This is a genomic window from Blautia wexlerae DSM 19850 (assembly GCF_025148125.1).
GTDB classification, from domain to species: Bacteria; Bacillota; Clostridia; order Lachnospirales; family Lachnospiraceae; genus Blautia_A; species Blautia_A wexlerae.
Window position 1 is genome coordinate 331,817 of the sequence record NZ_CP102267.1, and the last position, 23,372, is coordinate 355,188.

General features: G+C 41.7%; 19 protein-coding genes. 13 read left to right on the plus strand and 6 right to left on the minus strand.

Annotated features, from left to right (window positions below):
* Nucleotide 1 precedes the first annotated feature (1 nt).
* On the minus strand, nt 2-685 hold the full coding sequence (locus NQ550_RS01485; RefSeq protein ID WP_008706975.1) for a sensor histidine kinase: 684 nt from the start codon (nt 683-685) through the stop codon (nt 2-4).
* 139 nt (nt 686-824) lie between these two features.
* Here NQ550_RS01485 and NQ550_RS01490 point away from each other — a divergent pair, with 139 nt between their 5' ends.
* The gene (locus NQ550_RS01490) at nt 825-1,238 is read left to right on the plus strand and encodes an HIT family protein (protein ID WP_025578568.1); all 414 of its coding nucleotides are present in this window, start codon (nt 825-827) and stop codon (nt 1,236-1,238) included.
* A 26-nt stretch (nt 1,239-1,264) separates the two neighbouring features.
* Nucleotides 1,265-1,798: an RNA polymerase sigma factor gene (locus tag NQ550_RS01495; protein WP_008706973.1), complete on the plus strand. Its 534-nt coding sequence runs from the start codon at nt 1,265-1,267 to the stop codon at nt 1,796-1,798.
* On the opposite strand, the gene NQ550_RS01500 is transcribed toward NQ550_RS01495, so the two are convergent.
* Nucleotides 1,799-2,869 carry an undecaprenyldiphospho-muramoylpentapeptide beta-N-acetylglucosaminyltransferase gene (locus NQ550_RS01500; RefSeq protein WP_008706972.1) on the minus strand — a complete coding sequence of 357 codons (1,071 nt, stop codon included), beginning with the start codon at nt 2,867-2,869 and terminating at the stop codon, nt 1,799-1,801. It lies immediately after the preceding gene.
* Between the two features lie 176 nt (nt 2,870-3,045).
* Between NQ550_RS01500 and NQ550_RS01505 the strand changes: the two genes are divergently transcribed.
* On the plus strand, nt 3,046-3,486 hold the full coding sequence (locus NQ550_RS01505) for a hypothetical protein (protein ID WP_025578572.1): 441 nt from the start codon (nt 3,046-3,048) through the stop codon (nt 3,484-3,486).
* Between the two features lie 425 nt (nt 3,487-3,911).
* Nucleotides 3,912-5,528, plus strand: coding sequence for an MBL fold metallo-hydrolase RNA specificity domain-containing protein (locus tag NQ550_RS01510; RefSeq protein WP_025578573.1), 1,617 nt, complete (start codon nt 3,912-3,914; stop codon nt 5,526-5,528).
* 149 nt (nt 5,529-5,677) lie between these two features.
* On the opposite strand, the gene NQ550_RS01515 is transcribed toward NQ550_RS01510, so the two are convergent.
* Complete coding sequence (locus NQ550_RS01515) at nt 5,678-5,923, minus strand: TIGR03905 family TSCPD domain-containing protein (RefSeq protein ID WP_008706968.1); 246 nt, start codon at nt 5,921-5,923, stop codon at nt 5,678-5,680.
* A 368-nt stretch (nt 5,924-6,291) separates the two neighbouring features.
* On the opposite strand from NQ550_RS01515, the gene NQ550_RS01520 reads away from it, so the two are divergent.
* The 9 genes from NQ550_RS01520 to NQ550_RS01560 all read left to right on the plus strand — a co-directional run bounded on the left by NQ550_RS01520 (nt 6,292) and on the right by NQ550_RS01560 (nt 19,522).
* Nucleotides 6,292-6,990, plus strand: a complete 699-nt coding sequence (locus NQ550_RS01520; RefSeq protein WP_008706966.1) for a 5'-methylthioadenosine/adenosylhomocysteine nucleosidase — start codon at nt 6,292-6,294, stop codon at nt 6,988-6,990.
* Nucleotides 6,991-7,084: 94 nt separating this feature from the next.
* Nucleotides 7,085-7,468, plus strand: a complete 384-nt coding sequence (locus NQ550_RS01525) for a hypothetical protein (RefSeq protein WP_326929075.1) — start codon at nt 7,085-7,087, stop codon at nt 7,466-7,468.
* Nucleotides 7,469-7,555: 87 nt separating this feature from the next.
* Entirely contained in the window at nt 7,556-8,719 is a 1,164-nt protein-coding gene (locus NQ550_RS01530) for a class I SAM-dependent methyltransferase (RefSeq protein WP_025578574.1), read from the plus strand.
* Nucleotides 8,716-11,169, plus strand: a complete 2,454-nt coding sequence (locus tag NQ550_RS01535) for a hypothetical protein (RefSeq protein WP_025578576.1) — start codon at nt 8,716-8,718, stop codon at nt 11,167-11,169. The genes NQ550_RS01530 and NQ550_RS01535 overlap by 4 nt, the downstream gene beginning before the upstream one ends.
* Before the next feature lie 213 nt (nt 11,170-11,382).
* Nucleotides 11,383-12,873, plus strand: a complete 1,491-nt coding sequence (galT, locus tag NQ550_RS01540) for a UDP-glucose--hexose-1-phosphate uridylyltransferase (protein ID WP_008706957.1) — start codon at nt 11,383-11,385, stop codon at nt 12,871-12,873.
* 193 nt (nt 12,874-13,066) lie between these two features.
* Entirely contained in the window at nt 13,067-15,472 is a 2,406-nt protein-coding gene (locus NQ550_RS01545) for an InlB B-repeat-containing protein (RefSeq protein WP_025578579.1), read from the plus strand.
* Nucleotides 15,473-15,657: 185 nt separating this feature from the next.
* Nucleotides 15,658-17,049, plus strand: coding sequence for an asparagine--tRNA ligase (gene asnS / locus NQ550_RS01550; protein ID WP_008706954.1), 1,392 nt, complete (start codon nt 15,658-15,660; stop codon nt 17,047-17,049).
* An 84-nt stretch (nt 17,050-17,133) separates the two neighbouring features.
* Nucleotides 17,134-18,186 carry a metallophosphoesterase family protein gene (locus NQ550_RS01555; protein WP_022380048.1) on the plus strand — a complete coding sequence of 351 codons (1,053 nt, stop codon included), beginning with the start codon at nt 17,134-17,136 and terminating at the stop codon, nt 18,184-18,186.
* Nucleotides 18,152-19,522 carry an AAA family ATPase gene (locus tag NQ550_RS01560; RefSeq protein WP_025578582.1) on the plus strand — a complete coding sequence of 457 codons (1,371 nt, stop codon included), beginning with the start codon at nt 18,152-18,154 and terminating at the stop codon, nt 19,520-19,522. The genes NQ550_RS01555 and NQ550_RS01560 overlap by 35 nt, the downstream gene beginning before the upstream one ends.
* 163 nt (nt 19,523-19,685) lie before the next feature.
* On the opposite strand, the gene NQ550_RS01565 is transcribed toward NQ550_RS01560, so the two are convergent.
* The 3 genes from NQ550_RS01565 to NQ550_RS01575 form a co-directional block, all read right to left on the minus strand.
* Complete coding sequence (locus tag NQ550_RS01565; protein WP_025578585.1) at nt 19,686-20,873, minus strand: ribose-phosphate pyrophosphokinase; 1,188 nt, start codon at nt 20,871-20,873, stop codon at nt 19,686-19,688.
* A 3-nt stretch (nt 20,874-20,876) separates the two neighbouring features.
* On the minus strand, nt 20,877-21,860 hold the full coding sequence (locus NQ550_RS01570) for an ATP-binding protein (RefSeq protein WP_025578586.1): 984 nt from the start codon (nt 21,858-21,860) through the stop codon (nt 20,877-20,879).
* A 68-nt stretch (nt 21,861-21,928) separates the two neighbouring features.
* Nucleotides 21,929-23,011 (minus strand): DnaD domain protein, encoded by a 1,083-nt coding sequence (locus NQ550_RS01575; RefSeq protein WP_025578587.1) that lies wholly within the window; start codon nt 23,009-23,011, stop codon nt 21,929-21,931.
* Between the last annotated feature and the right edge of the window lie 361 nt (nt 23,012-23,372).

Consider the following 23,372-nt stretch of genomic DNA (forward strand, 5'->3'; position numbering starts at 1 on the left):
TTTATTCAGGGGATGCCGGCAGATAAATATAAAAGGCAGAACCCTGACCGGGAGTGCTGGAAACCCTGATCTGACCATGGTGTGCAGAGATGATTTCTGCTGTTACTGCAAGCCCGAGACCGGTTCCTTCCGGTTTATATGTAATGAAGGGATGAAAGATATTCTCAGTCTGCTTATGCGTCATACCACATCCGTTATCTTTAATACAGATGCAGATGCCGGAATCTGCAGGGGTGAGATTTACAATAATCTTTCCGCCTGGCTGATCGATGGCTTCACAGGAATTTTTGATCAGGTTAAATATGACCTGACGCATTTTTATCCGGTCAAGAAAAACAGGTGAAGAAGTATGTTCCACATGTATTTCCAGCCGGATTCCCAGATAGTCCAGAGTGTTTTTCTGACAGGATAAAACAGTGGTCAGAAATTCCGCGGGATTTACGGGAACAAGAGTAACTGTCTGCGCATGGCTGAAGTCAGAGAGTTCTTTCAGCAGTTCTTTTACATATTCAAGGTTATCCATAAGACTGTCCCATTGTCTGTAACTGCACAGTTCCGGGTGAGAGGAAGCCATCAACTGAAGTTCACTGTTGATCAGCGTGACCGGATTACGGATTTCATGTGAAAGTCTGGATAAAAGAAAACGAAAATCTTTTTCTGATTGTTTTGTTATTTCAATCTGCATATTATCACCTCAGGAAAAGTGTATCATTGTGAACTTTCAGCCGCAACTGATTTCGTCCTGAAAAATTCGCAATAAAACGACAAGTATTACTGATTATTGCAAATCAAAATCTTGAATTTTAAGAAAGAAGGATTTAAAGATGGAAAATTGTATTTTTTGTAAAATCGCTAATGGAGAGATTCCTGCTGCAACACTTTATGAGGATGAGAATTTCAGGGTAATTCTTGACCTGGGCCCGGCGAGTAAGGGACATGCGCTGATCCTTCCGAAATCGCATGCTGCCAATATTTATGAATTATCGGATGAAATGGCTGCAAAGGCAATGATTCTTGCAAAGAAAATGGCGACAGCAATGACAGCAGCACTGAAATGTGACGGATTTAATATTGTACAGAATAATGGCGAGTGTGCAGGGCAGACAGTGTTTCATTTTCATATGCATCTGATTCCGAGATATAAAGGAGATCAGGTGGGAATCACATGGCACCCGGGTGAACTCAGTGATGCAGATAAAGAAGAAATCCTGTTAAAAGTAAAGGAGCAGCTGTCCTGATATTCTGATACAGCACATTGCAAAAGATGGAGAATATAGATTTTGTAAGTATCTACAGGAAATACCGCTCTCGGGCGTTCAATATTGGAAAATTTATCCTTGGCGATGAAGATGAAGCAGAAGATGTCTGTCAGGATGTATTTGAGACTTTGTTTCATATGGGCCGGAGTGTGGATTTTTCAGATGAAAAGAAACTGGAGAATCTGATTGTCAGAATCAGCTACCATAAGGCATCCGATCATCGCAAAAAGGCCTTCAGGAAATATGAATATGCGAACTCAGATGCGATTCTGGAAATGACAGATATGCGGGTAAGAAAAGGTAATCGTGTAGATGAGATTGTTCTGAATCTGGAGGCAGCAGGATACCTGCAGTCGATATTTGAAAAACTGAGAGAAAAGAACAGGACAAATTATGAAATCTATGTCAGTGTAACGTTATATGACATACCAACGCGTCTCGTTGCCAGACATTATCATATCACAGAAAATAATGTGAATAACAGAGTCATGAGGACGAGACGCTGGCTTGCCAGGGAATATAAGAAAATAACCCGGTGATTACTGTTTATTTACGCAGTCTTCGATCAGTCCGGTGATTTTTTCAATAGAATTCATATGACTGCTTTCTGACATGGCATGAACATAGGACTCTCTGTTCTGGTACAGTTCGCGGATTGCGTTTAAAAGTGTGCTTTCTGTAATCTCTTCTTCCTCAAGTACCATGCTGAATCCCTGACGTTCAAATGAACGTGCATTGAGGATCTGGTCACCGCGGCTGGCATTTGCAGAAAGCGGGATCAGAAGATTGGGTTTTTTTAAAGCATTCAGTTCACAGATTGCATTGGCACCTGCGCGGGAGATAACGATATCAGACAGAGCAAACAGATCGGCAAGCTCCTGTTTAATATATTCATACTGTACATATCCTTTTGTGTCTTTGAGACTTTCATCCATTTTTCCCTTACCACACAGGTGGATAACCTGAAACTCTTTTAAAAGTTCCGGAAGGATTTTGCGGATATTTTCATTGACAGATGCAGCACCAAGACTTCCACCGATCACCATAAGAACCGGTTTGTCATCTGTGAAACCACAGAATTCGCGGGCTGCCTCTTTACTTCCGTTTAATAATTCCTGACGGATAGGAGTACCTGTAAGTACTGCTTTGTCAGCAGGAAGACTTTTTACAGTCTCAGGGAAGTTACAGCATACTTTTGTGGCAGATGGAATGCAGATCTTATTTGCAAGTCCGGGAGTCATATCTGATTCATGAATGATGGTAGGAATTTTACGTCGACCGGCAGCGATTACAACCGGGACAGTCACGAAGCCACCCTTGGAGAAAACCACATCTGGTTTTAATTGTTTCAATAATTTTTTGGCCTCACCGAATCCTTTCAGTACACGAAATGGATCTGTGAAGTTTTTCAGATCAAAATAACGTCTCAGCTTTCCGGATGAGATTCCGTAATAAGGAATATTCATTTCTTCAATAAGCTTTTTTTCGATTCCATCGTAGGATCCGATATAGGAAATTTCGTATCCAAGCTCCTTAAGGCGTGGGATCAGAGCAATATTCGGAGTCACATGTCCGGCTGTGCCGCCGCCGGTGAGCACAATATGTTTCATAGAGATTCCTCCTGTTTTATTCTGAATAGTTACAACAATTCTATAAAAGATTGCAGGGAATCCGGGAATATGTGAAATCCTGCGAAAATGTCCGGATTCATTATTTTATGGAATTGCTATACGTTACTATTTAATATGAACCCAGGGGGAGAAATTGTCAAGGAAAGTTAAATATTATGAAGAACAAAACAGATATACAGACAAAAAATCAGCAGATAGACAAAATACTTCAAGAGCAGTATGATGCTGAAACCAAAATACTTGAATCCGCATTGCTGAACGTAGCAGGCAAAACCTCATGGGATGAATTTCCGGAAGAATCTGAGGAGAAGATCCGGGCGGGGTATGATCGGCTGATCACCCGACTGAGAGAAACAGGGGATTTCAATGAAGCAGCCAGGGCTGAAAAGACAGGAAGCACCAGGGCGGCAAAGGAAAAACTTGAAAGTCTTGAGTATGACTGGAACAGGACTCACAGAATCCTGAAATCTGCAGCTGCCGCAGTGGCAGTAGTTATGTTGACTGCGCTGGTGGGAATGACTGCTATAGCTGACTGTCGATATCCGGATAAAAATACGCAGACATATCAGAAGACATCCGTTTTTGAAAAAAAATAAAAAAATTTTATTTTTTTGTGTGATATTTGCCGATTTGATTCGCATAGTATATGTAATGAAAGTTTGCGAAGCAGAAATCCGGCATTTTATTCTTCGGATAAGTGTGCGGATCAAAGGCTCGGAACAAAACGTTATATATTTATGCACTGACCGACAGAGAATCATTAAAATATCGGCAAATTTTTAAAATTCTTACGTGGCAGATGCAAAGAAAGGCAGGAACAGTCGAAAAAAAACTGTTTCTGCTTTTTGTTTTCAGAAAAGATATTGTTAATTTGTTTCATTGTAGTGTATAATTAATACAATATAGAAGGATCATAAAAGCAGTAAAAAGTTGCCGGGTTAAACAGGCAAAATGCAGCAAAACAATTGGGGATATCAAAAAGATTCCGAGAGTACATCAAAATCTGAAGGGAGGTTTTTATATGAAGATTACATTTATCGGGGCAACTCATGAGGTTACGGGATCCTGTTATTATCTGGAGGCAGCAGGTCACAAGTTTCTTGTAGACTGCGGAATGGAGCAGGGACCGGATTATTATGAAAATGCAGAAATACCAGTGGCTTTGGGAGAGATAGAATTTGTTCTTCTGACACATGCACATATAGATCACTCAGGTAATCTTCCGGCTATTTATGCAAAGGGGTTCAGGGGACCGGTATATGCCACAGATGCCACCAGCCATTTATGCGATATTATGCTCAGAGACAGTGCGCACATTCAGATGTTTGAAGCAGAATGGAGAAACCGTAAAGGCAGACGACAGGGCAAACCGGAATTTGTTCCGGCTTATACAATGGAAGATGCCATGGGAGTGATCAGAAACTTTGTGGGATGCCCGTACAATAAGATGATCACTCCTGCAGAGGGAATCTCAGCCCGGTTTATTGATGCAGGCCATTTGCTGGGCTCTGCAAGTATTGAGCTGACGATCAGGGAGGAGGATACAGAGAAAAAGATTGTATTCTCCGGAGATATTGGAAATACCTGCCAGCCCTTGATTAAGGATCCTGAGTATCTGCACCATGCAGATTATATAGTTATGGAATCCACTTACGGTGACCGCAGTCATGGAGAAAAGCCTGATTATGTGAAACTGTTGTCAGAAATCATCCAGGAAACCTTTGACAGAGGAGGAAATCTTGTGATTCCTTCTTTTGCAGTGGGACGTACGCAGGAAATGCTGTACTTTATCAGACAGATCAAGGCAGACGGACTGGTGTATGGACATGACGGATTTAAAGTATATGTGGACAGTCCTCTTGCAAATGAAGCTACCACGATTTTCTCGGAGCATCAGTATGACTGTTTTGATGAAGAAGCGATGGAACTGATCAAAAAGGGAATTAATCCAATCAGTTTCCCTGGATTGAAGATTTCCGTCACCAGTGATGATTCGAAGTCGATCAATTATGATGAGGAGCCCAAGGTAATCATTTCAGCCAGTGGTATGTGTGATGCAGGCCGTATCAAGCACCATCTGAAACATAATCTGTGGAATGAGAAGAATACGATTCTTTTTGTAGGATATCAGGCGGTCGGTACTCTTGGAAGAGCACTGATCGAGGGGGCTGCAGATGTGAAACTGTTTGGTGAACCTGTTCATGTGGCAGCGCATATCTGCCAGATGCCGGGAATCAGCGGTCATGCGGATGTGAATGGCCTTTTAGACTGGGCGAAGGCATTTGAGGAGAAACCGCAGAAAGTCTTTGTTACTCATGGAGATGATACAGTTACAGAGATTTTTGCAAAACGTCTGACAGATGAACTGGGGTATGATACAATGGCTCCGTTCAGCGGTACGGTTTATGATCTGGCAGACGATGTATGTCTGTATGAGGCAAAGGGTGTGAAAATCCAGAAAGCATCTGTATCACCGAAGGCAACAAGAGCAGCCAGAGCTTTCGAGAAACTTCTGGCACTTGGTTACAGGCTTATTACGGTTATCAGGAAAAATGAAGGAACGCCGAATAAAGATCTGGAAAGATTTTCAAGAGATGTTCAGTCCCTGTGTGATAAATGGGACAGGACAGATATGTAAATTAAAAAAATATCCCACGAAACTTTATCTATAGCAATCTTTGTAAATAATATATTGATTCAATTTACATTATTTAAGAGGCTTGCCATAGTTTTCGTGGGATATTTTATACGGTCACCTGCGTAACTGTTCAGTATTTCCACAGTTATTTATTTGTTCAGAACTTCCTCCAGTGCAGTGGAAAGCTGATCCGGACATGAGGTATTCTTAAATCCGCATTTGATTCCTTTTAATCTGCTGATCACTTCCTCTGCATCCATTCCCTCTACAAGACTGGCTACACCCTGGGTATTTCCGCTGCATCCGCCGATGAAACGGACATTGTGGACTTTCTTATTGTCATCTACTTCAAATTCAATATGGCTGGCGCAGACACCTTTTGTTTTATACGTCATGATATGTTTCCTCCTGTGTGAAAAAATGTAACTATAAATGCTGCTGTTCATATACCACTACGTTACTGTTTACTTCGTTCTCAGTAACGTAGCCAAAATTTATTCCAGATTGCCTGCGGCAATGGAATTTTGGCTTGTATGTCTCGGGATTTTGGCATATTCATGCCAAAACACCTCGCGGAATAGTGATATGTGAACAGTAACATAAAATAGCAATTGTATTATAACAGAGGATAAAAAAAGTTTCCATATAAATAAAGTTTTGCTATAATAAAGAAATGTCAGGAACATTTGTCACTGTTTACACATCTGAACCTGATACCATGAAAATGAAAAATTACAATATACAAAGAAGAGGTGTTTTAATAATGAAATGTATCGGAATTATCGGAGCAATGGAACAGGAAGTTGCAAAAATCAAGGAAAAAATGCAGGATGTCACAATTACATCCAGAGCCCGTATGGATTTCTATGAGGGAACTCTGGAAGGAAAGAAAGTAGTTGTTGTACGCTCAGGAATCGGAAAAGTAAACGCAGGTATGTGCACACAGATCCTTGCAGATGTATTTGGTGTGGAAGCGGTGATCAATACAGGAATTGCAGGAAGTCTGAATAATGATGTAAATATTGGGGATATTGTTCTTTCTACAGATGTTTTGCATCATGATATGGATGCGATCGGCTTCGGATATAAGAAAGGTCAGATTCCGCAGATGGATGAATTTTCCTTCCCTGCTGATGAAAAACTTCGTAAACTGGCTGCAAAAGTATGTAAAGAAGTAAATCCTGAGATCAGTGTATTTGAAGGGAGAATCTGTTCCGGAGATCAGTTTATCTCAGATAAGAGCGTTAAAGATGCCATCATTTCAGAATTTGGTGGATTTGCAGTAGAGATGGAAGGTGCTGCTATCGGTCAGGCTGCTTATCTGAACCATATTCCATTCCTTGTAGTAAGAGCAATCTCTGATAAGGCAGACGGAAGTGCTCACATGGATTACGCTGAGTTTGAGATGGCGGCAATTGAACACAGTGTCAAATTAACTGTAAGAATGATCCAGGAACTGTAATCTGCAAGAAGCAGATGAAATAAAGCGGCACGTGAACTGTATTTCGGCACAGTCTGCAGAACTTTGCATATACTGAAATAGACAATCGAAAAGAATGCAGGATCGTACGATGTATCTGAAAGAATATTTTCCGTTTTATACCACATATGCAAATCCTCTTCTGTATGAAGGAGAACGGATGCAGGATAAAGAATTTAACCTGATGAAATCCTATTATCCGGGGACTGTACAGCATATTCAGGAGAAAATAGAAGAGGAATGTGATCTCATGGATTATGAGGGAAGCCGCCTTTATGATGAATATCCGGATAAATATATGATTTATCATTTAAGCTGCAAGATCAGGGAGAGTATGGAACCGGAAATAAGCACTCAGGCTATCAGGGAGGATTTTCTGGATGAACTGATACAGGTAATGCTTTGTCAGGAAATATCCAGAAGAAGATGCCGCAGATATCGCTGCAGGAGATACTTTTAAAACAGATTGTAATTGCTCGGGAAATCGGTTTGCTGGTACACCGGACAGTTACAACAGATTATATAACATTAACAGACAGAAAGAGCAATGAAAAATTTAAGAGAATATTTAGAAGAACAGATAAATGAAAATCTGATACAGGCTGTTCTGAGTGCCGGCAGAAATAAAGATGGCATATCAAAAATAAAGATTCGTCCGATCCGGCTGAAAGGACAGATCTGTTATCAGGCATCTGCCACAGAAGGACAGAAAGTTCTGCATAAAAACTACGGGCGTACGGAACTGATTGAATATGTGGAAAAAGAACTTGCAGAGAATTTCAGACAGTTTCAGGCACAGGGTGCAGTAACAGACGGGGTTGTTCTTGTCAGTAAAAAGGGGAAAATGACTATTAAACAGAAACACCATGAACAGAAAGAAAAAGTTCAGATCCAGGCACATAACCGGGTGAAACAATATATTCTTAAAGAAGGCGTTCCGGTTCCGTTTTTGATCGATCTGGGAGTTATGAATGAACAGGGAAAGATTATCCATGCCAGATATGACAAATTCAGACAGATCAATCGTTTCCTTGAATTTATTGAAGATATACTTCCCAGACTTTCCAGAGACAGAGAAATAACGATTCTGGATTTTGGCTGTGGAAAGAGTTATCTTACCTTTGCCATGTATTATTATTTAAGAGAACTAAAAGGATATGATGTAAATATCATAGGTCTTGACCTGAAAACAGATGTAATTGAGAAATGTAATTCTCTGGCACTCAGATACGGATATGAGAAGCTGCATTTCTATCATGGTGATATTGCAGATTATGAAGGTGTATCCTGTGTGGATATGGTGGTAACGCTTCATGCCTGTGACACAGCTACCGATTATGCACTTGCCAAGGCAGTGGAATGGGGAGCTGAAGTCATTCTTTCCGTACCCTACTGTCAGCATGAAGTTAATAAACAGATCAAAAATGAAATGCTGGAGCCGGTTCTGCGCTATGGAATCCTGAAAGAAAGGATGTCTGCGCTGATCACAGATGCTGTGCGTGCAGATCTTCTGGAGAGCAAAGGTTATGATACCCAGATCCTGGAGTTTATTGATATGGAACATACACCTAAGAATCTCCTGATCAGAGCAGTCAGAACAGGGAAAAGATCAGACCAGGGTAAGGTGGAGAAAATGCTTGCAGCCCTGAATATCCATCCCACACTGGACAGGCTTCTGAATGAAAAAGAACAGGAAGGGAGTGTGCGATGAAAAGGATACTGAAAAAAGCAGGTATTCTTCTTCTGGTATTTCTGCTTGGTACAGCAGGTACTGCATTGCTTCTTAACAGTGAATCCACAGATAACCGTTCTGATTTTAATGACGCAGTGTTTCCGGAAGTCATGGTGGATATGAATGATACGCTGATAAACCGGATGTATGGATATGCGCAGCCTATGCAGGCGGATTTTACCAGAGACAGTGTGACTCCTCTGGATACATCAAAAAAACTGACATTTAAAGTGAATCCCTATGATTCGGAAGTAAAGAGTTTTTCTTATGAGATCCGTACATCTGATGGAAGTAAAGTCCTTGAAAATAAGAAGATTAAGAATCTTGTAAAAGAAGATCAGTATTTGTCCGTAGACGTGGAGATTGGCAGTGATCTGCGCATGAATCAGGAATATTCCATGCAGATTGCCCTGGAACTGGATGAGGGTACAGCATATTATTATACGAGAGTTGTTTCCAGGTCACAGGTACATGCATCAGATTATGCAGCTTTTGTAAAATATTTTTATGAAGCGTGTCTTGACAAAGAGTCAGCAGATGCACTGGGAAGTTATCTGGAACCACAGACAACAGGAGCAGCAACGAATTACTCGGGAATTAATATTAATTCTTCCCTGAGTGAGATCAGTTGGGGGAATCTTGCTCCGCAGCTGTGTCAGGAGGGAATTCCTGTGATCAAAGAGATCAATGAGACAACTGCCAGCGTTGTGCTGGAATATCAGCTGACTTCGCAGAATGAGGATGAGGAAACGGAATTATATGACGTAAAAGAATTTTACAGAATGAAATATCAGGATACCAGGATTTATCTGCTGGATTTCCAGCGTTCTGCAAATCAGGTCTTTGATGGTACACTGCCTGTTTATGAGGATGATGGGATTATCCTTGGAGTGCGCGATAAGAATGTAGAATATATGATGAATGATGCTGCTACTGTGATAGCTTTTGTGCAGGAGGGAGATCTGTGGTCCTATTCACCGGGCAATGAAAAGGTAAATCAGGTTTTCAGTTTCAGAAAATTGAAGGACGGAGATTTCCGCGATTCCAGAACTCAGCATGACATCAAGATCGTCAGAGTAACTGATGAAGGAGATATTGATTTCGTACTTTATGGATATATGAACAGAGGAAGCCATGAAGGATATGAAGGAATTGCAGTTTACCATTACAATCGTGATAAAAACGTGGCAGAAGAAAGAGCCTTTATCCCTGTTTCGGAATCATTTGAATTTCTGAAAAAAGATCTTGAAAAACTGTCCTATGTCAATGAAAAGAATGAGCTGTTTCTGATTCTGGCGAAGAATCTTTACAGGATCAATATCGAAGAGAACTCCAGTGAAATTCTTGAAAAAGGAATAAAAAATGCGAATTTTGTATCTTCCGATAATAATGACCATGCAGCCTGGCTGGTTTCAGAGGGGGATGAAAAGGGAAATATCAAGGAAATTGATTTTGATACCTGTAAAACCCGACTGATCGCACCGCAGAAAGGCCAGAGACTTCGTACAGTTGGATTTATGAATGAAGATCTGATTTATGGAATGCTGAATAAAGAAGATATTCTTACAGATGAGGAGGGACATAAATCTGTTGGGATCCGCATTCTGCGCATTGAAGATTTTGAAGGAAATGTAAAAAAAGAATACCGGAAAGACGGACTTTATATCACTGATATTTCAGTAGGAAATACTCTGATCGAGTTTGAACTTTCTGCAAAATCCGGAGAAACCTCTTATGTTGCCCAGAAGAAAGATACGATCATGAATAATAAAAAGGCAGCGGCAAATACAGTAAAAATCGAACTTATTTCTGCATCCAGGACAGGTGTTCGTGTGAAACTGGTATTTAACACAACCAAACAGACAGATTCTCCGCTGACTATGTATGCAAAGGTAAGCAGTTCCGACCGGAAAGACATTGTTCTGGACACTCAGATTCCTCAGGAAACAGCATATTATGTTTACGGACAGGGCGGACTGGACGGTATCTATACAGATCCGGCGAAGGCTGTATTGCGTGCAGATACGCTGGGAGGTGTAGTGCTGAACCGTACACAGCAGTATGTATGGGAACGTGGAAATAAAAAGACAAAAATGCAGATAGATACAGAAGGGATTCCGGAGAGTGTGCTTCAGGGAACCTATGATATTAAAACCCTGAAAAAGAGCCTCAAAAAGACCGGAACTGTGATCGATCTTTCCGGCTGCAGTCTGGACAGTGTGCTGTACGAGATAAGTGCACAGCGTCCGGTAATTGCCAAAACGGGAGCAGATACAAGCGTGGTGATCGTAGGATATGATGAATATAATACCTGGCTGTATGATCCGGTTAAAAAAGAGACCTATCCGTATGGAATGAATGACAGTACGGATCTTTTCCAGAAAGCCGGAAATGTGTTTATCACCTATATAGAAACAGTAAATTACTGATGAAAAACATAACCGGCAGGCAGCTGAGAACGGAGCGAACAGTAACGCGACAGCAACCTGCCGGTTATTCATCCAAAAAATTGTAAAAATGCTTCTTTACATTTCACTGATATTTGAGTATTCTAAAAAGGACAAACAGTGGCAGAGAAATTTATTGTTTAAACACGTTACTGTAAGAGTGAAACAGTAACAGCGAAACGGAGGAACGTACAGATGTTATATGAGAACATTAAAAAATTAGTACAGTACGGAGTAGAAACAGGACTTACACCGGCCTGCGAGAAGAATTATACAATAAATCTTCTTCTGGATGTCTTTAAAGAAGACGAATATGTGGAACCTGAGGAAGAGTACAGGGATATCGATCTTGAAGAGGTATTAAATGCACTTCTGGATGAGGCTGTGAAGAGAAATCTCATAGAAGACAGTGTTGTGTACAGAGATCTTTTTGATACCAGACTTATGAACTGTCTGATGCCGCGTCCGGCGCAGGTACAGAATGAGTTCTGGAGCAGATATGAGAAAGATCCACAGGAAGCAACCGATTACTTCTATAAACTCAGTCAGGACAGCGATTATATTCGTCGTTATCGTGTAAAGAAAGATCAGAAATGGACAGTAGACAGTGAATATGGTAAAATCGATATCACCATCAATCTTTCCAAACCGGAAAAAGATCCGAAGGCAATCGCTGCTGCCAAGCTTGTAAAATCCAGCAGCTATCCGAAATGTCTTCTTTGCCCGGAGAACGAAGGATATGCAGGAAGAGTTAATCATCCTGCCAGAGAGAATCACAGAATCATTCCTATCACTGTAAATGACAGTCCCTGGGGATTTCAGTATTCCCCATATGTGTATTACAATGAGCATTGCATCGTCTTTAACAGTCAGCATGTTCCGATGAAGATTGAGAAGAATACATTTATCAAACTTTTTGATTTTGTAAAACTTTTCCCGCATTACTTCCTGGGATCCAATGCAGACCTGCCTATCGTAGGCGGTTCTATTTTAAGTCACGATCATTTCCAGGGCGGACATTATACTTTCGCAATGGCAAAAGCACCGATTGAGAAACATGTGACTATTCCGGGATATGAGGATGTAGAAGCAGGTATTGTTAAATGGCCTCTTTCAGTTTTAAGGATCCGTCATAAGGATGAGAAGAGATTGATAGAGCTTGCTACACATGTTCTGGAAGCGTGGAGAGGTTATACAGACGAAAGTGCGTTTATCTTTGCTGAAACTGATGGAGAACCGCACAATACGATCACACCGATCGCCCGCAGATCCGGAGATATGTTTGAACTGGATCTCACACTTAGAAATAACATTACTACTGATGAGCATCCTCTTGGTGTATACCATCCGCATGCAGAGTATCACCATATCAAGAAAGAGAATATTGGTCTGATCGAAGTAATGGGACTTGCTGTACTTCCGGCAAGATTAAAAGAAGAATTGGAACTTCTGGCAGAATATATTCTGGAGGGAAAAGACATTTCTTCCAATGAGAAGATTGAGAAACATGCAGCGTGGGTTGCAGAATTCCTTCCGAAATATGACAACCTTGATAAAGACAACATTCAGGATGTTCTCAGAAAAGAAGTCGGTAATGTATTCGTTCATGTACTTGAGGATGCCGGCGTATATAAATGTACTGCTGAAGGCAGAGAAGCATTTATGAGGTTTATCAATAAATTATAAGGAATATTTTCAACCATAAGAAAACAGTGTTTACATAGCAGGATGACAAATCTGGTATTATTTACATATGAGCAGGTTGTGGCGGTTCTGATCAAAAGCCGGGCAGTCTGAAGATGTTTTTGAATGATTGGGAATGCATAGAGAACGTCCCGCATATTTTATGTTGGGACGTTTTTGCAAAATGGAGGTAAATATGTACAGAAAAAGACACAAAAGAGGAAAGCGTCTGGCAAGTGTGTTTCTGACTGTGGCACTGATCACTGCAACAGTTCCCGTACAGGCAGCAGAGTTCGGCACTCCGGACAGTTTTGAAGAGATTTTCAGTTCAGGGGAAGAAGATTCGTGCATAACTGATACAGAAAATACTTTGCCGGCAGCTTCTGATTCGGAGAAAGTAATGGCATCGGAACTGTCACCAACACCAACAGTGACTTCGACACCGGAGGGTACACCTGCACTGACAGAAACACCGACTCCTTCGGTCACACCGATGCCGTCTTCAACACCGACTCCTTCAGTCACACCATCACCATCTCCCACGCCGACGATTAATCCGGAGAAAGAGGTAATGCTCCGGTTTATAGACGGAGAAGGAAATGAATGTGAACAGCTGCGAACAGTGATGTCCTGGGGTGAATCTTTGATCCTTCCCAATGTACCGGATACAGGTGCACCGGATATGTGGAAACTGGAAAAAAATGAAAAACTTGGAGATGCGATCACTCTGAAGGGTGGAGATATTCTTACTCTGAAGAAAGGCGAGAGCTGGAATCTGTTTCTCGAAAAAGGCATCCTGAACTTCTATATGCCAAAGAAATGTACGGTTTCCCTTTATAATAATTCAGGAACCAGTGTGTTTTCCAATGGAATTCTGCAGGCATATGAGACAAAAAACGTCATACTTCCGGATATGCCATCATCTAAATACATTAATTATGGATGGACAGATACAAAGGGAAGTTCTGCTGTAAAATATGAACTGAATTCAGAATTTACAGTGACCGGTGACACAGATTTTTACATTGTGCGCCGTACAGCACTTCAGGTGAATTTTAAGACCAATACAGGGGCAAGCAACAGTAAATTTACCAGACTGAATCAGAAAGTCGGAAAAGGACTTACAGTTACAATGCCGCAGGTACCTGTCAAGACAGGATATCAGTCTCTGGGATGGTCAAAGAATAAAAAAGCCTCCAAAGCTGACTATAAAGCAGGCCAGAATGTGACTATATCAAAAACACTGACTCTCTATGCTGTATATAAGAAATTGCCTTACACAGTTACTTTCAATAACAATAATGGAACAAGTACCAGTAAAATTTATACCTCTCTCACCATGTATGCGTCAAAAAATCAGAAAGTGACACTGCCTGATGTGCCGAAAGTAAAGGGCTATACAAACTTGGGCTGGACAACTGTAAAGGGAGAAACAGAACCGGAATATTCAGCCGGTGATACAGTAAAGATTACAAAGGCAACTCAGTTCTATGCAGTGTGCAGAAAGAGTAATTATTATACGGTCAGCTACTATCTGGGAAATGGAAGCACTAATGCAGCTTATCAAAAACTTACTCAGACAGTAGAAGAGGGAACTGTTGTTACCTTTGCAAAAGTACCGGCAAGAACCGGTTATGTTAATCAGGGCTGGTCAAGTAAGAAAAATTCCGAGAAAGCAACAGCGAAGGCGAAATGTACAGTTAATAAAAATATCACTCTTTATGCGGTACAGAAGAAGGCAGTACAGCTGACTTTCCACAGATGTGACGGCAGCACCTGGCAGAAAACGACTCTGGCAAAAGGAAGTTCTTATTCTCTTCCGGGCGTAAGGGATGCAGAAGGGTATACTTTTATGGGGTGGTCCACAAAACCGATGCAGAGTGTCTCTCCACAGTATGAGGCAGAAGAAAAAATCACGGTAAATGGAAATATGGATCTCTATGCAGTGGTATTTAACAGAACAACGGAAACAGACCTTACAGAGGATCAGCTTCCGCAGGTAGATATCTATAAATATAAACAGGTGATTTTTGTAGGTGATTCCCGTACGGAATTTATGGAAAATGTTCTGACAGGAATGGGAGAATCTGCGACTAAGAATGTGAAGTTTGTCTGCTCGGCAGGAAAGGGACTGGACTGGTTTACCACTACAGGATGGGCTCAGCTTTATTCCATAGTACAGCACGATTCCAACAGTATTCTTTCAAAGAAAACCGCAGTGATCTTTAATTTTGGAGTAAACGACTTGTCAAAATCTGCAGATTATGCGGAGTATTATAACTGGATTGCACCACAGCTTAAAAGCAAAGGATGTGAACTGTACTTCATGTCTGTAAATCCGGTGAATCGTCTGATGCTTCCCAATGCGGGAAGAGCGGACAGAAGTGAGGCGGCAGTCAGATCATTCAATCAGTATATGAAAGCAAATCTGTCTTCTGCTTATACTTATATTGATATGTATTCTTATCTGAAATCAACAGGATACAGCTTTGCCAGTGATCATTACGGAACTGGTACGGTAGATGACGGGCTTCACTATACTACAAGGACATATAAGCGTATTTTTGCAAAATGTATGGATTCATTGAGAGTGCCTGCCTGACCAAATGGCAGAGAGCATGATTTTGCTATACCTGACAAAAGAAAAAACATAGTTAAATACCAGATTACTCCTTGCGTGAAAACAGGGAATAGTCTATACTAAAAGGCGAGACGGCTGTTATCTGAAACAGCGTTTCGTCTTTTTGTGTAAGACCAGAACGATGAGGAGAAAGAGGAAACATAGATATGAAGTTAACAACAGTAAAAGAGATTTACAAAGAGAGAGAAAAATACCTGGATAAAGAGGTTACAGTAGGTGGATGGGTACGAAGCGTACGTGATTCCAAGACATTTGGATTTATCGTGCTTCACGACGGAAGCTTCTTTGAGACTCTTCAGGTAGTTTATCACGATACAATGGAGAACTTTGCTGAGATCAGCAAATTAAACGTAGGTGCAGCGATCATTGTCAAAGGTACACTGGTAGCAACTCCACAGGCAAAACAGCCATTTGAGATCCAGGCAGCAGAAGTTACAGTAGAGGGTAATTCTGCACCTGATTATCCGCTTCAGAAGAAACGCCACAGTCTTGAATACTTAAGAACCATCACACATCTCCGTCCGAGAACAAACACATTCCAGGCAGTATTTCGTGTACGTTCTCTGTGTGCCTATGCGATTCACCGTTTCTTCCAGGAGCAGGGATTTGTTTATGTGCATACTCCGCTGATCACAGGAAGCGACTGTGAAGGTGCAGGTGAGATGTTCCAGGTAACTACTCTGGATATGAACAACGTTCCGACAGATGACAAGGGTGCTGTAGATTACTCTCAGGATTTCTTCGGAAAAGAAACTAATCTGACAGTAAGCGGACAGTTAAACTGCGAGACTTTTGCACAGGCATTCCGCAATGTTTATACTTTCGGACCAACCTTCCGCGCTGAGAATTCAAACACAACCCGCCATGCGGCAGAGTTCTGGATGATCGAGCCGGAATGCGCATTTGCAGATTTAAATGACAACATGGATCTTGCAGAGGCAATGCTGAAATATGTGATCCGTTATGTACTGGAGAATGCACCGGAAGAGATGAATTTCTTCAATTCTTTTGTTGATAAGGGACTTCTGGACAGACTGAACCATGTGATCAATTCTGAGTTTGGTCATGTTACTTACACAGAAGCAGTAGAGCTTCTGGAGAAGAACAACGATAAATTTGACTACAAAGTATTCTGGGGATGCGATCTGCAGACAGAGCATGAACGTTATCTTACAGAAGAAATCTTTAAGAAACCTGTATTTGTAACAGATTATCCGAAAGAGATCAAAGCTTTCTACATGAAGATGAATGAGGATAACAAGACTGTTGCAGCTATGGACTGTCTGGTGCCTGGAATCGGTGAGATCATCGGTGGAAGCCAGAGAGAGGATGACATTGAGAAACTTGAGAAACGTATGGACGAGCTGGGACTTAAGAAAGAGGATTATGACTTCTATCTTGATCTTCGTAAATATGGTTCCACACGCCATTCAGGATTTGGTCTTGGATTTGAACGTTGCGTAATGTACCTTACCGGCATGGGCAACATCCGCGACGTAATTCCATTCCCAAGAACTGTTAAAAACTGTGATTTATAATTTGACTGATATCAGTATTGTGGGAGCATTGAAGCTGCAGAGCAATCCGCAGATATCAAAAATGTTATAGAAAGAGAGATTGGCATGAGATTTATTCATCTTGCAGATGTACACCTTGGTGCAGTTCCTGACAGGGGCTGTCCATGGAGCAGCAGGCGGGAGGAAGAAATCTGGGAAACTTTCCGCCGGGTTATTGCGGGTATCCGCGAGAATCCGGTGGATTTGTTATTTATAGCAGGAGATTTGTTCCACCGCCAGCCTCTTCTACGGGAACTGAAAGAAGTAAATAACCTGTTTTCCACCATCCCGGATACCCGGGTTTATCTGATGGCAGGAAATCATGACTATATTAAGGCTGATTCTTTTTACCGGGATTTTCAGTGGGAAAAGAATGTGACATTTTTTAAGAATGAACAGCTTACCTGTGTGAAAGATGAGAAACTGGATGTTTATGTATATGGACTGAGCTATGAACATCAGGAAATAGAGAATCCTCTGTATGATTCTATACATCCTGCAGAGGGAGAGGGGGTTCACATTTTACTGGCTCATGGTGGAGATGCGAAGCATATCCCCATGAATATCAAATCAATTGCTGCGTCAGGATTTGATTATATTGCATTAGGACATATTCATAAACCCCAGATTCTGATCCGGGATAATGCAGCTTATGCAGGTGCGTTGGAGCCTGTTGACAGAAATGATCTGGGTGATCATGGATACATAGAAGGACATCTGGAAAACGGAAGGCTTAAGACAAATTTTGTTCCTTTTGCCTGCCGTTCCTATGAGCAGATTCTTCTGATGCTGCGTGAAGATTCTACACAGGCATCTCTGGAAGATATGCTGAAGGCGGATCTGGCGAATAAAGGACGCATGAATATCTACAGGATCGTGATCCAAGGAACCAGGGCACCAGAGCTTCTGCTGCTTCCCGAGAGACTGAAGTCTTTTGGCTACGTAACAGAGGTTCTGGATGAATCAAAGCCTTCCTATGATCTGGAAGCACTTCAAAAAAAATATAGTGGAACACTGATCGGTGACTATATCAGTTATTTTCTTGAAAAAGACAGAAATGCAGTGGAGGAGAAGGCATTATATTATGGTCTTCAGGCTTTACTGGAAACAAGCAGGTGACAGACAGAATATGATTATCAGACAGTTAAATATTAAAAACTCTGGAGAAATCCATGATAAAACTTTAGAGTTTTCTCCGGGAATTAACGTTCTGTATGGAGAGAATGAAAGCGAAAGAGCGATAGTACATACGTATATTAAAAATATGTTTCTCGGAGATATCAGTGAAGCAATCTACGATAATGCAGTTTTTGCTGCGAAGTTAAAGAGTCCGACAGAACAGGATCTGGCTCGGGAGCTGCAAAAATTTATGACCGGCTATCAGGGAACTGCAGACAGCTCCATGGATCTGGGACGGGCCATGCAGATGCTCAAGATGTCCAGAAAGGGTTATCTGGTCCAGGCAGACAGAAAACAGAAAGAGACAGAACAGGAGAGGCAGAAACTTCTGACCAGGATGGATGATATCATAAGTGATCTGAATAATCTGAATGGAAAGCTGGATCAGATTAATGAGAAAGAGGAGTCGTTACGGATGCATCCCGGAGATGAAAATGGTGCGGTTATTCTGGATGAGAGAATGGCACAGGCAAAGGCAAAAAGAAACAGCTTTGCAATGGGAATGCTGATATCGGCCGCTGCCGGCATCTTTGGATTGATTCTGACTGCGATTATAGCGGACAGTGTTTCGGTAAGTCTGATCGTAGCGGTTATTGCAGCTGCGTTGGTGGGATTTTGTGGAAAACAGCAGCTGAAGTATGCAAGGGAATTTCAGAAGAGAATACGGATGAAGAAACGCTGGGTATCCAGGCAGGAGAAACTCAGATGCAGTAAAGAAAATCTCAGACAGGACTATGATGAGAAAGAAACAGAACTTTGTAACCTTAAGGAAGAATACCGGGAATACGAAGAAAATTCTTTTCTGCTTACATCGGAAGAGCGGGAGGTACAGGCTCTGAATATGGCGATGGAAACCATAGAGAGAATGTCAGGAAATATTCATCTTCAGGTGGGACGAAAGCTGCAGATACGTACTTCTCAGATTTTGAGTGAGATTACAGATGGTGAATATCAGGACGTACAGATGGATGCGGCATCCCACATGACAGTAACTACCGGGAACGGAGTGGAAGCACTGGAATGTCTCAGCCGCGGCACTCTGGAGCTGATTTATTTTGCCATGCGCATGGCTGCAGGAGAGCTTCTGTGTCAGGAAGAAAGTCTGCCGGTGATACTGGATGATATCTTTGGGATGTATGAGGAAGAAGATCTTGAGGCAGTTCTTGGATGGATGTATAAGGAGAAAAAGCAGGTTATCATCAGTACCTGCAGTAAACGCGAGATGGAACTTCTGGACAGAGAGGGAATCCCTTATGGGAAGCAAATTATTTCCTGAATTTTTAACCAGACTGCGAAGCAGTTATTCAGTGTAGGGCCGTATAGAAGAGTAGATTGCATTATATATAACAAAAAGAGAGATTTCATGTACTGCAGGAATTTCGGATGAAACAGCCGGAACAGAACATGAAATCTCTTTTTATAAATTTTACAGAAGTTATTTATTTCTCATCATACTGAGCCATATAATTGCTTACGCAGCGGTTGATCCTGTCAACCGGGTTGAGCAGATAGCTTACGGACTGATCATGATTAAGAGTATCAATGATCAGGGCGATATATTTACTCATATCACAGGAGATGTAGTAATCTTTTGCAAGAAGCTCAGGAGACTGATAGATCAGGTTTGTAGTGAGCAGTTTGTCAAACACTCCTGCCTTATGAGCCTCATCAAATTTCTCGAGTCCGTTTGTAAACAGTCCGAAAGTAGAGCAGATATAAATTCTGCCTGCTCCTCTTTCCTTGAGGAGAGAAGAAATCTTAAGAACTGTATCACCGGAAGAAATCATATCATCGATCAGGATCATATCTTTGCCCTTAAGGTTTGGACCGAGGAATTCGTAAGCTGCGATCGGGTGACGTCCGTTGATTCTCTTGGAGTAATCCAGACGTTTGTAATACATACCCATATCAACACCAAGGATATTGGCAAGATAGATTGCGCGGTTCATGCTTCCCTCATCAGGGCTGATGATCATGAAATGATCGTTGTCGATGTGAAGTCCTTTCTCATGGTTGAGAAGAGCTTTGATAAACTGATAGGATGGCTGTACAGTCTCAAATCCATGCAGAGGTGTTGCATTCTGCACGCGCGCGTCATGTGCGTCAAAAGTGATGATGTTTTCCACACCCATACTTACAAGCTCCTGAAGTGCTGTTGCACAGTCCAGGGATTCTCTGCCGCTGCGGATATTCTGGCGGCTTTCGTACAGATAAGGCATGATCACGTTTACTCTGCGGGCTTTGCCGCCGATTGCGCCGATCACACGTTTCAGATCCTGAAAATGGTCATCAGGAGACATAAGATTCTCGTATGGTCCGATGCTGTAGGTAAGACTGTAGTTACATACATCAACCATCAGATAGATATCGTCACCACGTACAGATTCCATGATCGTACATTTCGCCTCACCGGAACCGAAACGTGCTGTCTGGACCGGTATCAGATAGGACTCTCTCTGATAACCCTCAAATGCAAAAGAATCAAGCTCTTCGTGGCTGCGCTCTTTACGCCACTGTATCAGCCATTCATTTACTTTTTCACCCAGATCCTTACAGCTGATCAGAGGGATCAGACCAAGTCTGCCCACCGGAAGTGTAGTTAAATCTTTAGTTGTTGCCTGTGCCATGTTTTATTTTCCTCCTAAAAAAATTTTCTGTATACGGATATCCTTTCCTTCCAGCTTCACCATACGGTAGTTGCTGGCGATTCTCGAAAAGGTTCGTTCGGAATAAGTATCCGAGAAATTTTCCAGTTTCAGATTTGTTGATATGATCGTAGACTTCCTGCGCATGATGCGTTCATTTATGCACAAAAACAACTGGGAAGAGACAAAGCTGTTTGTAAGTTCAGTTCCCAGGTCGTCGATGATCAGCAGATCGCTGTCAAATACAAATTCCTGTCCTTCTGTTTTATCTCTGGAGAATTTGGAGTCTGCCAGCAGTTCAAACAGATCAAATGCGGAAAAGTACATAACGCAATGTGCTGATTCCAGAAGATCATGAGCAATACAGTGAGAAAGAAAAGTCTTACCCACACCGGTATCACCGTAAAGAAACAGATTCTCAAAGGAACTGTCAAAATTTCTCACAAAACCTCTGGCAATATCATAAGCTCTCCGGGCCGTCTCTCTTTCTGTCAGTCCGGTAGCTTCGTTCTTCATTGTATCAGAATAATAATCAAAAGAAAAGTGGTCAAAGTTTTCTTTTTTGAGAATTTCTTTTAAATTGGACTGCGTATAGAGCAGTTCTATCTCTGCTTTCTTAAAACAGGTACATTTTTGGCTTCCGACGTAACCGGTATCCTGACAGACCGGACACTTATATGGAAGTTCCAGATAATTCTCCGGATATGAGTTACATACCAGCAGGGCATTGCGCTCCTGGGACAGAAGAGAGATTGCAGCTTTAAGGTCCTCAAGACCTGATGATTCTCCGCTTAAGAGTGCTCTTGCTTTTTTGGCGCTTAAGGTGGCAACCTCTTCATCTATTTCGTGGATGCGCGGGATTTTTTTATAAATCTCCTGAGTACGCTCCTCCAGAATACGTCTGTTCTGAGACTGGGTCTTGCTGTATTCCCGCATGATCGTATCATACTGATAATTCTGTAAAGGCATGACTTCACACCCTTTCGTTTGTTTTTTTGTAGCTGTTCAGTGACTTTCAGACGATTATGTCACTGCCGTTACTGATTCAGTAATTTCTTTTCATATTCGTTAAAGTCGTACTGTCGCTGATGGAAATTGTTAAACCGGTTTGATGTAGCCGGTTTGGAAGCTGCTTTTCGCTGGGTATTCTTTTCCAGCTTCTGGCGCTGATGCTGAGCATCGAGGAGCCGGACATCTGCAAGTGTACGGACATTTTTATCTTTCCATCCGGAAAGGATTTTATCTGCATACTGGAAACTTGGCTGTCCGGTAGAGAGAACTGTACGGCTGCAGGCTTCCTGGATGATATCCATGGTAAAACCATAATCATTCAGCCAGGTGTTCATAAGAGAAATCTCTGTATCTACCGGATTTCGTCCGCTGATTCCCATTGATTTAAAAATAGTAAAGTATTCTTTGGCATAACGGGAATTTGCCTCTTTTGCCATGGTGACAGTGGTGATTCCCTCATCTGCCCAGGCAAGAGCAACGGTTTCTATGTAACGCATACTCTTATGCCCGCGGCTGACACTGTATTCGATCAGGTACTCGATCAGATCAGGCGAGAATTTCAGCTCATCATAGAAAAACAGGATCTTTTTCATCTCGGTAGGAGTGAGCGTTTTGCCGAGATACTGTTCTGCGATATAGAGGAGCTGTACGATCTCATCATTTTGCTTTAATTCTTTTACACGGTCAGGAGACAGTGCAGTGGCTGATCTGGTGGTCTGCTTCACAGGCTGTGCCGGCGCAGAAGAAGTCTGGGGTTCTGTTTTTGTAACAGGGGCTGCCGAAACAGTTGTGTCGGAAGCAGCAGATTTTACAGGTGGTACATTCAATATGATATCTGCTATATCTTCGTTATTTCTGTAGGTTAAAGTAAGGAGTTTTTCTTTCTCCCAGTATTTCAGAGCGCGGATAATGTCACGTTCTGTACAGAAGAAATGATCAGCCATCTGCTCCAGACTGAAGGGTACAGAGGTGTCAGAAAGAAGCCTCAGAAGATAGATATATACTTTCACAAATTCTCCATTGGCCCCAGGCATATAGTTGTCTATGAAATTGTTGGTTAATACAGTTACTTCCGCATTGCGGGAATTCTGTAAAGTGATCATAGCCATGAATTTCCACTCTCTTTCATAATAATAAGATGTTAGGGTCAAAAGGTATTTTGCCCCTAACCTGATATCCACGAATTGCTCCGCTGCAAAGCAGCTCCCACAATTCTCATAATAATAAGATGTCAGAGTAAAAAAAGATATTTTTCCTCTGACTTGATATCTATGAATTATAGCACAACATTTTTTAAAAGAGAATAGGGGATTTTTGTCGAAGATTTCATCCACATTTGAATGTGGATAATGTGGATAATGTGGAAAGGTGAAATATGGTATATATTATTGGAAACCTGAAAAATGTTGAATTTCAGGGAAAAACGGAGTATTACGGGGACGAATAATGTCGAATTATGTTAAGTGATTT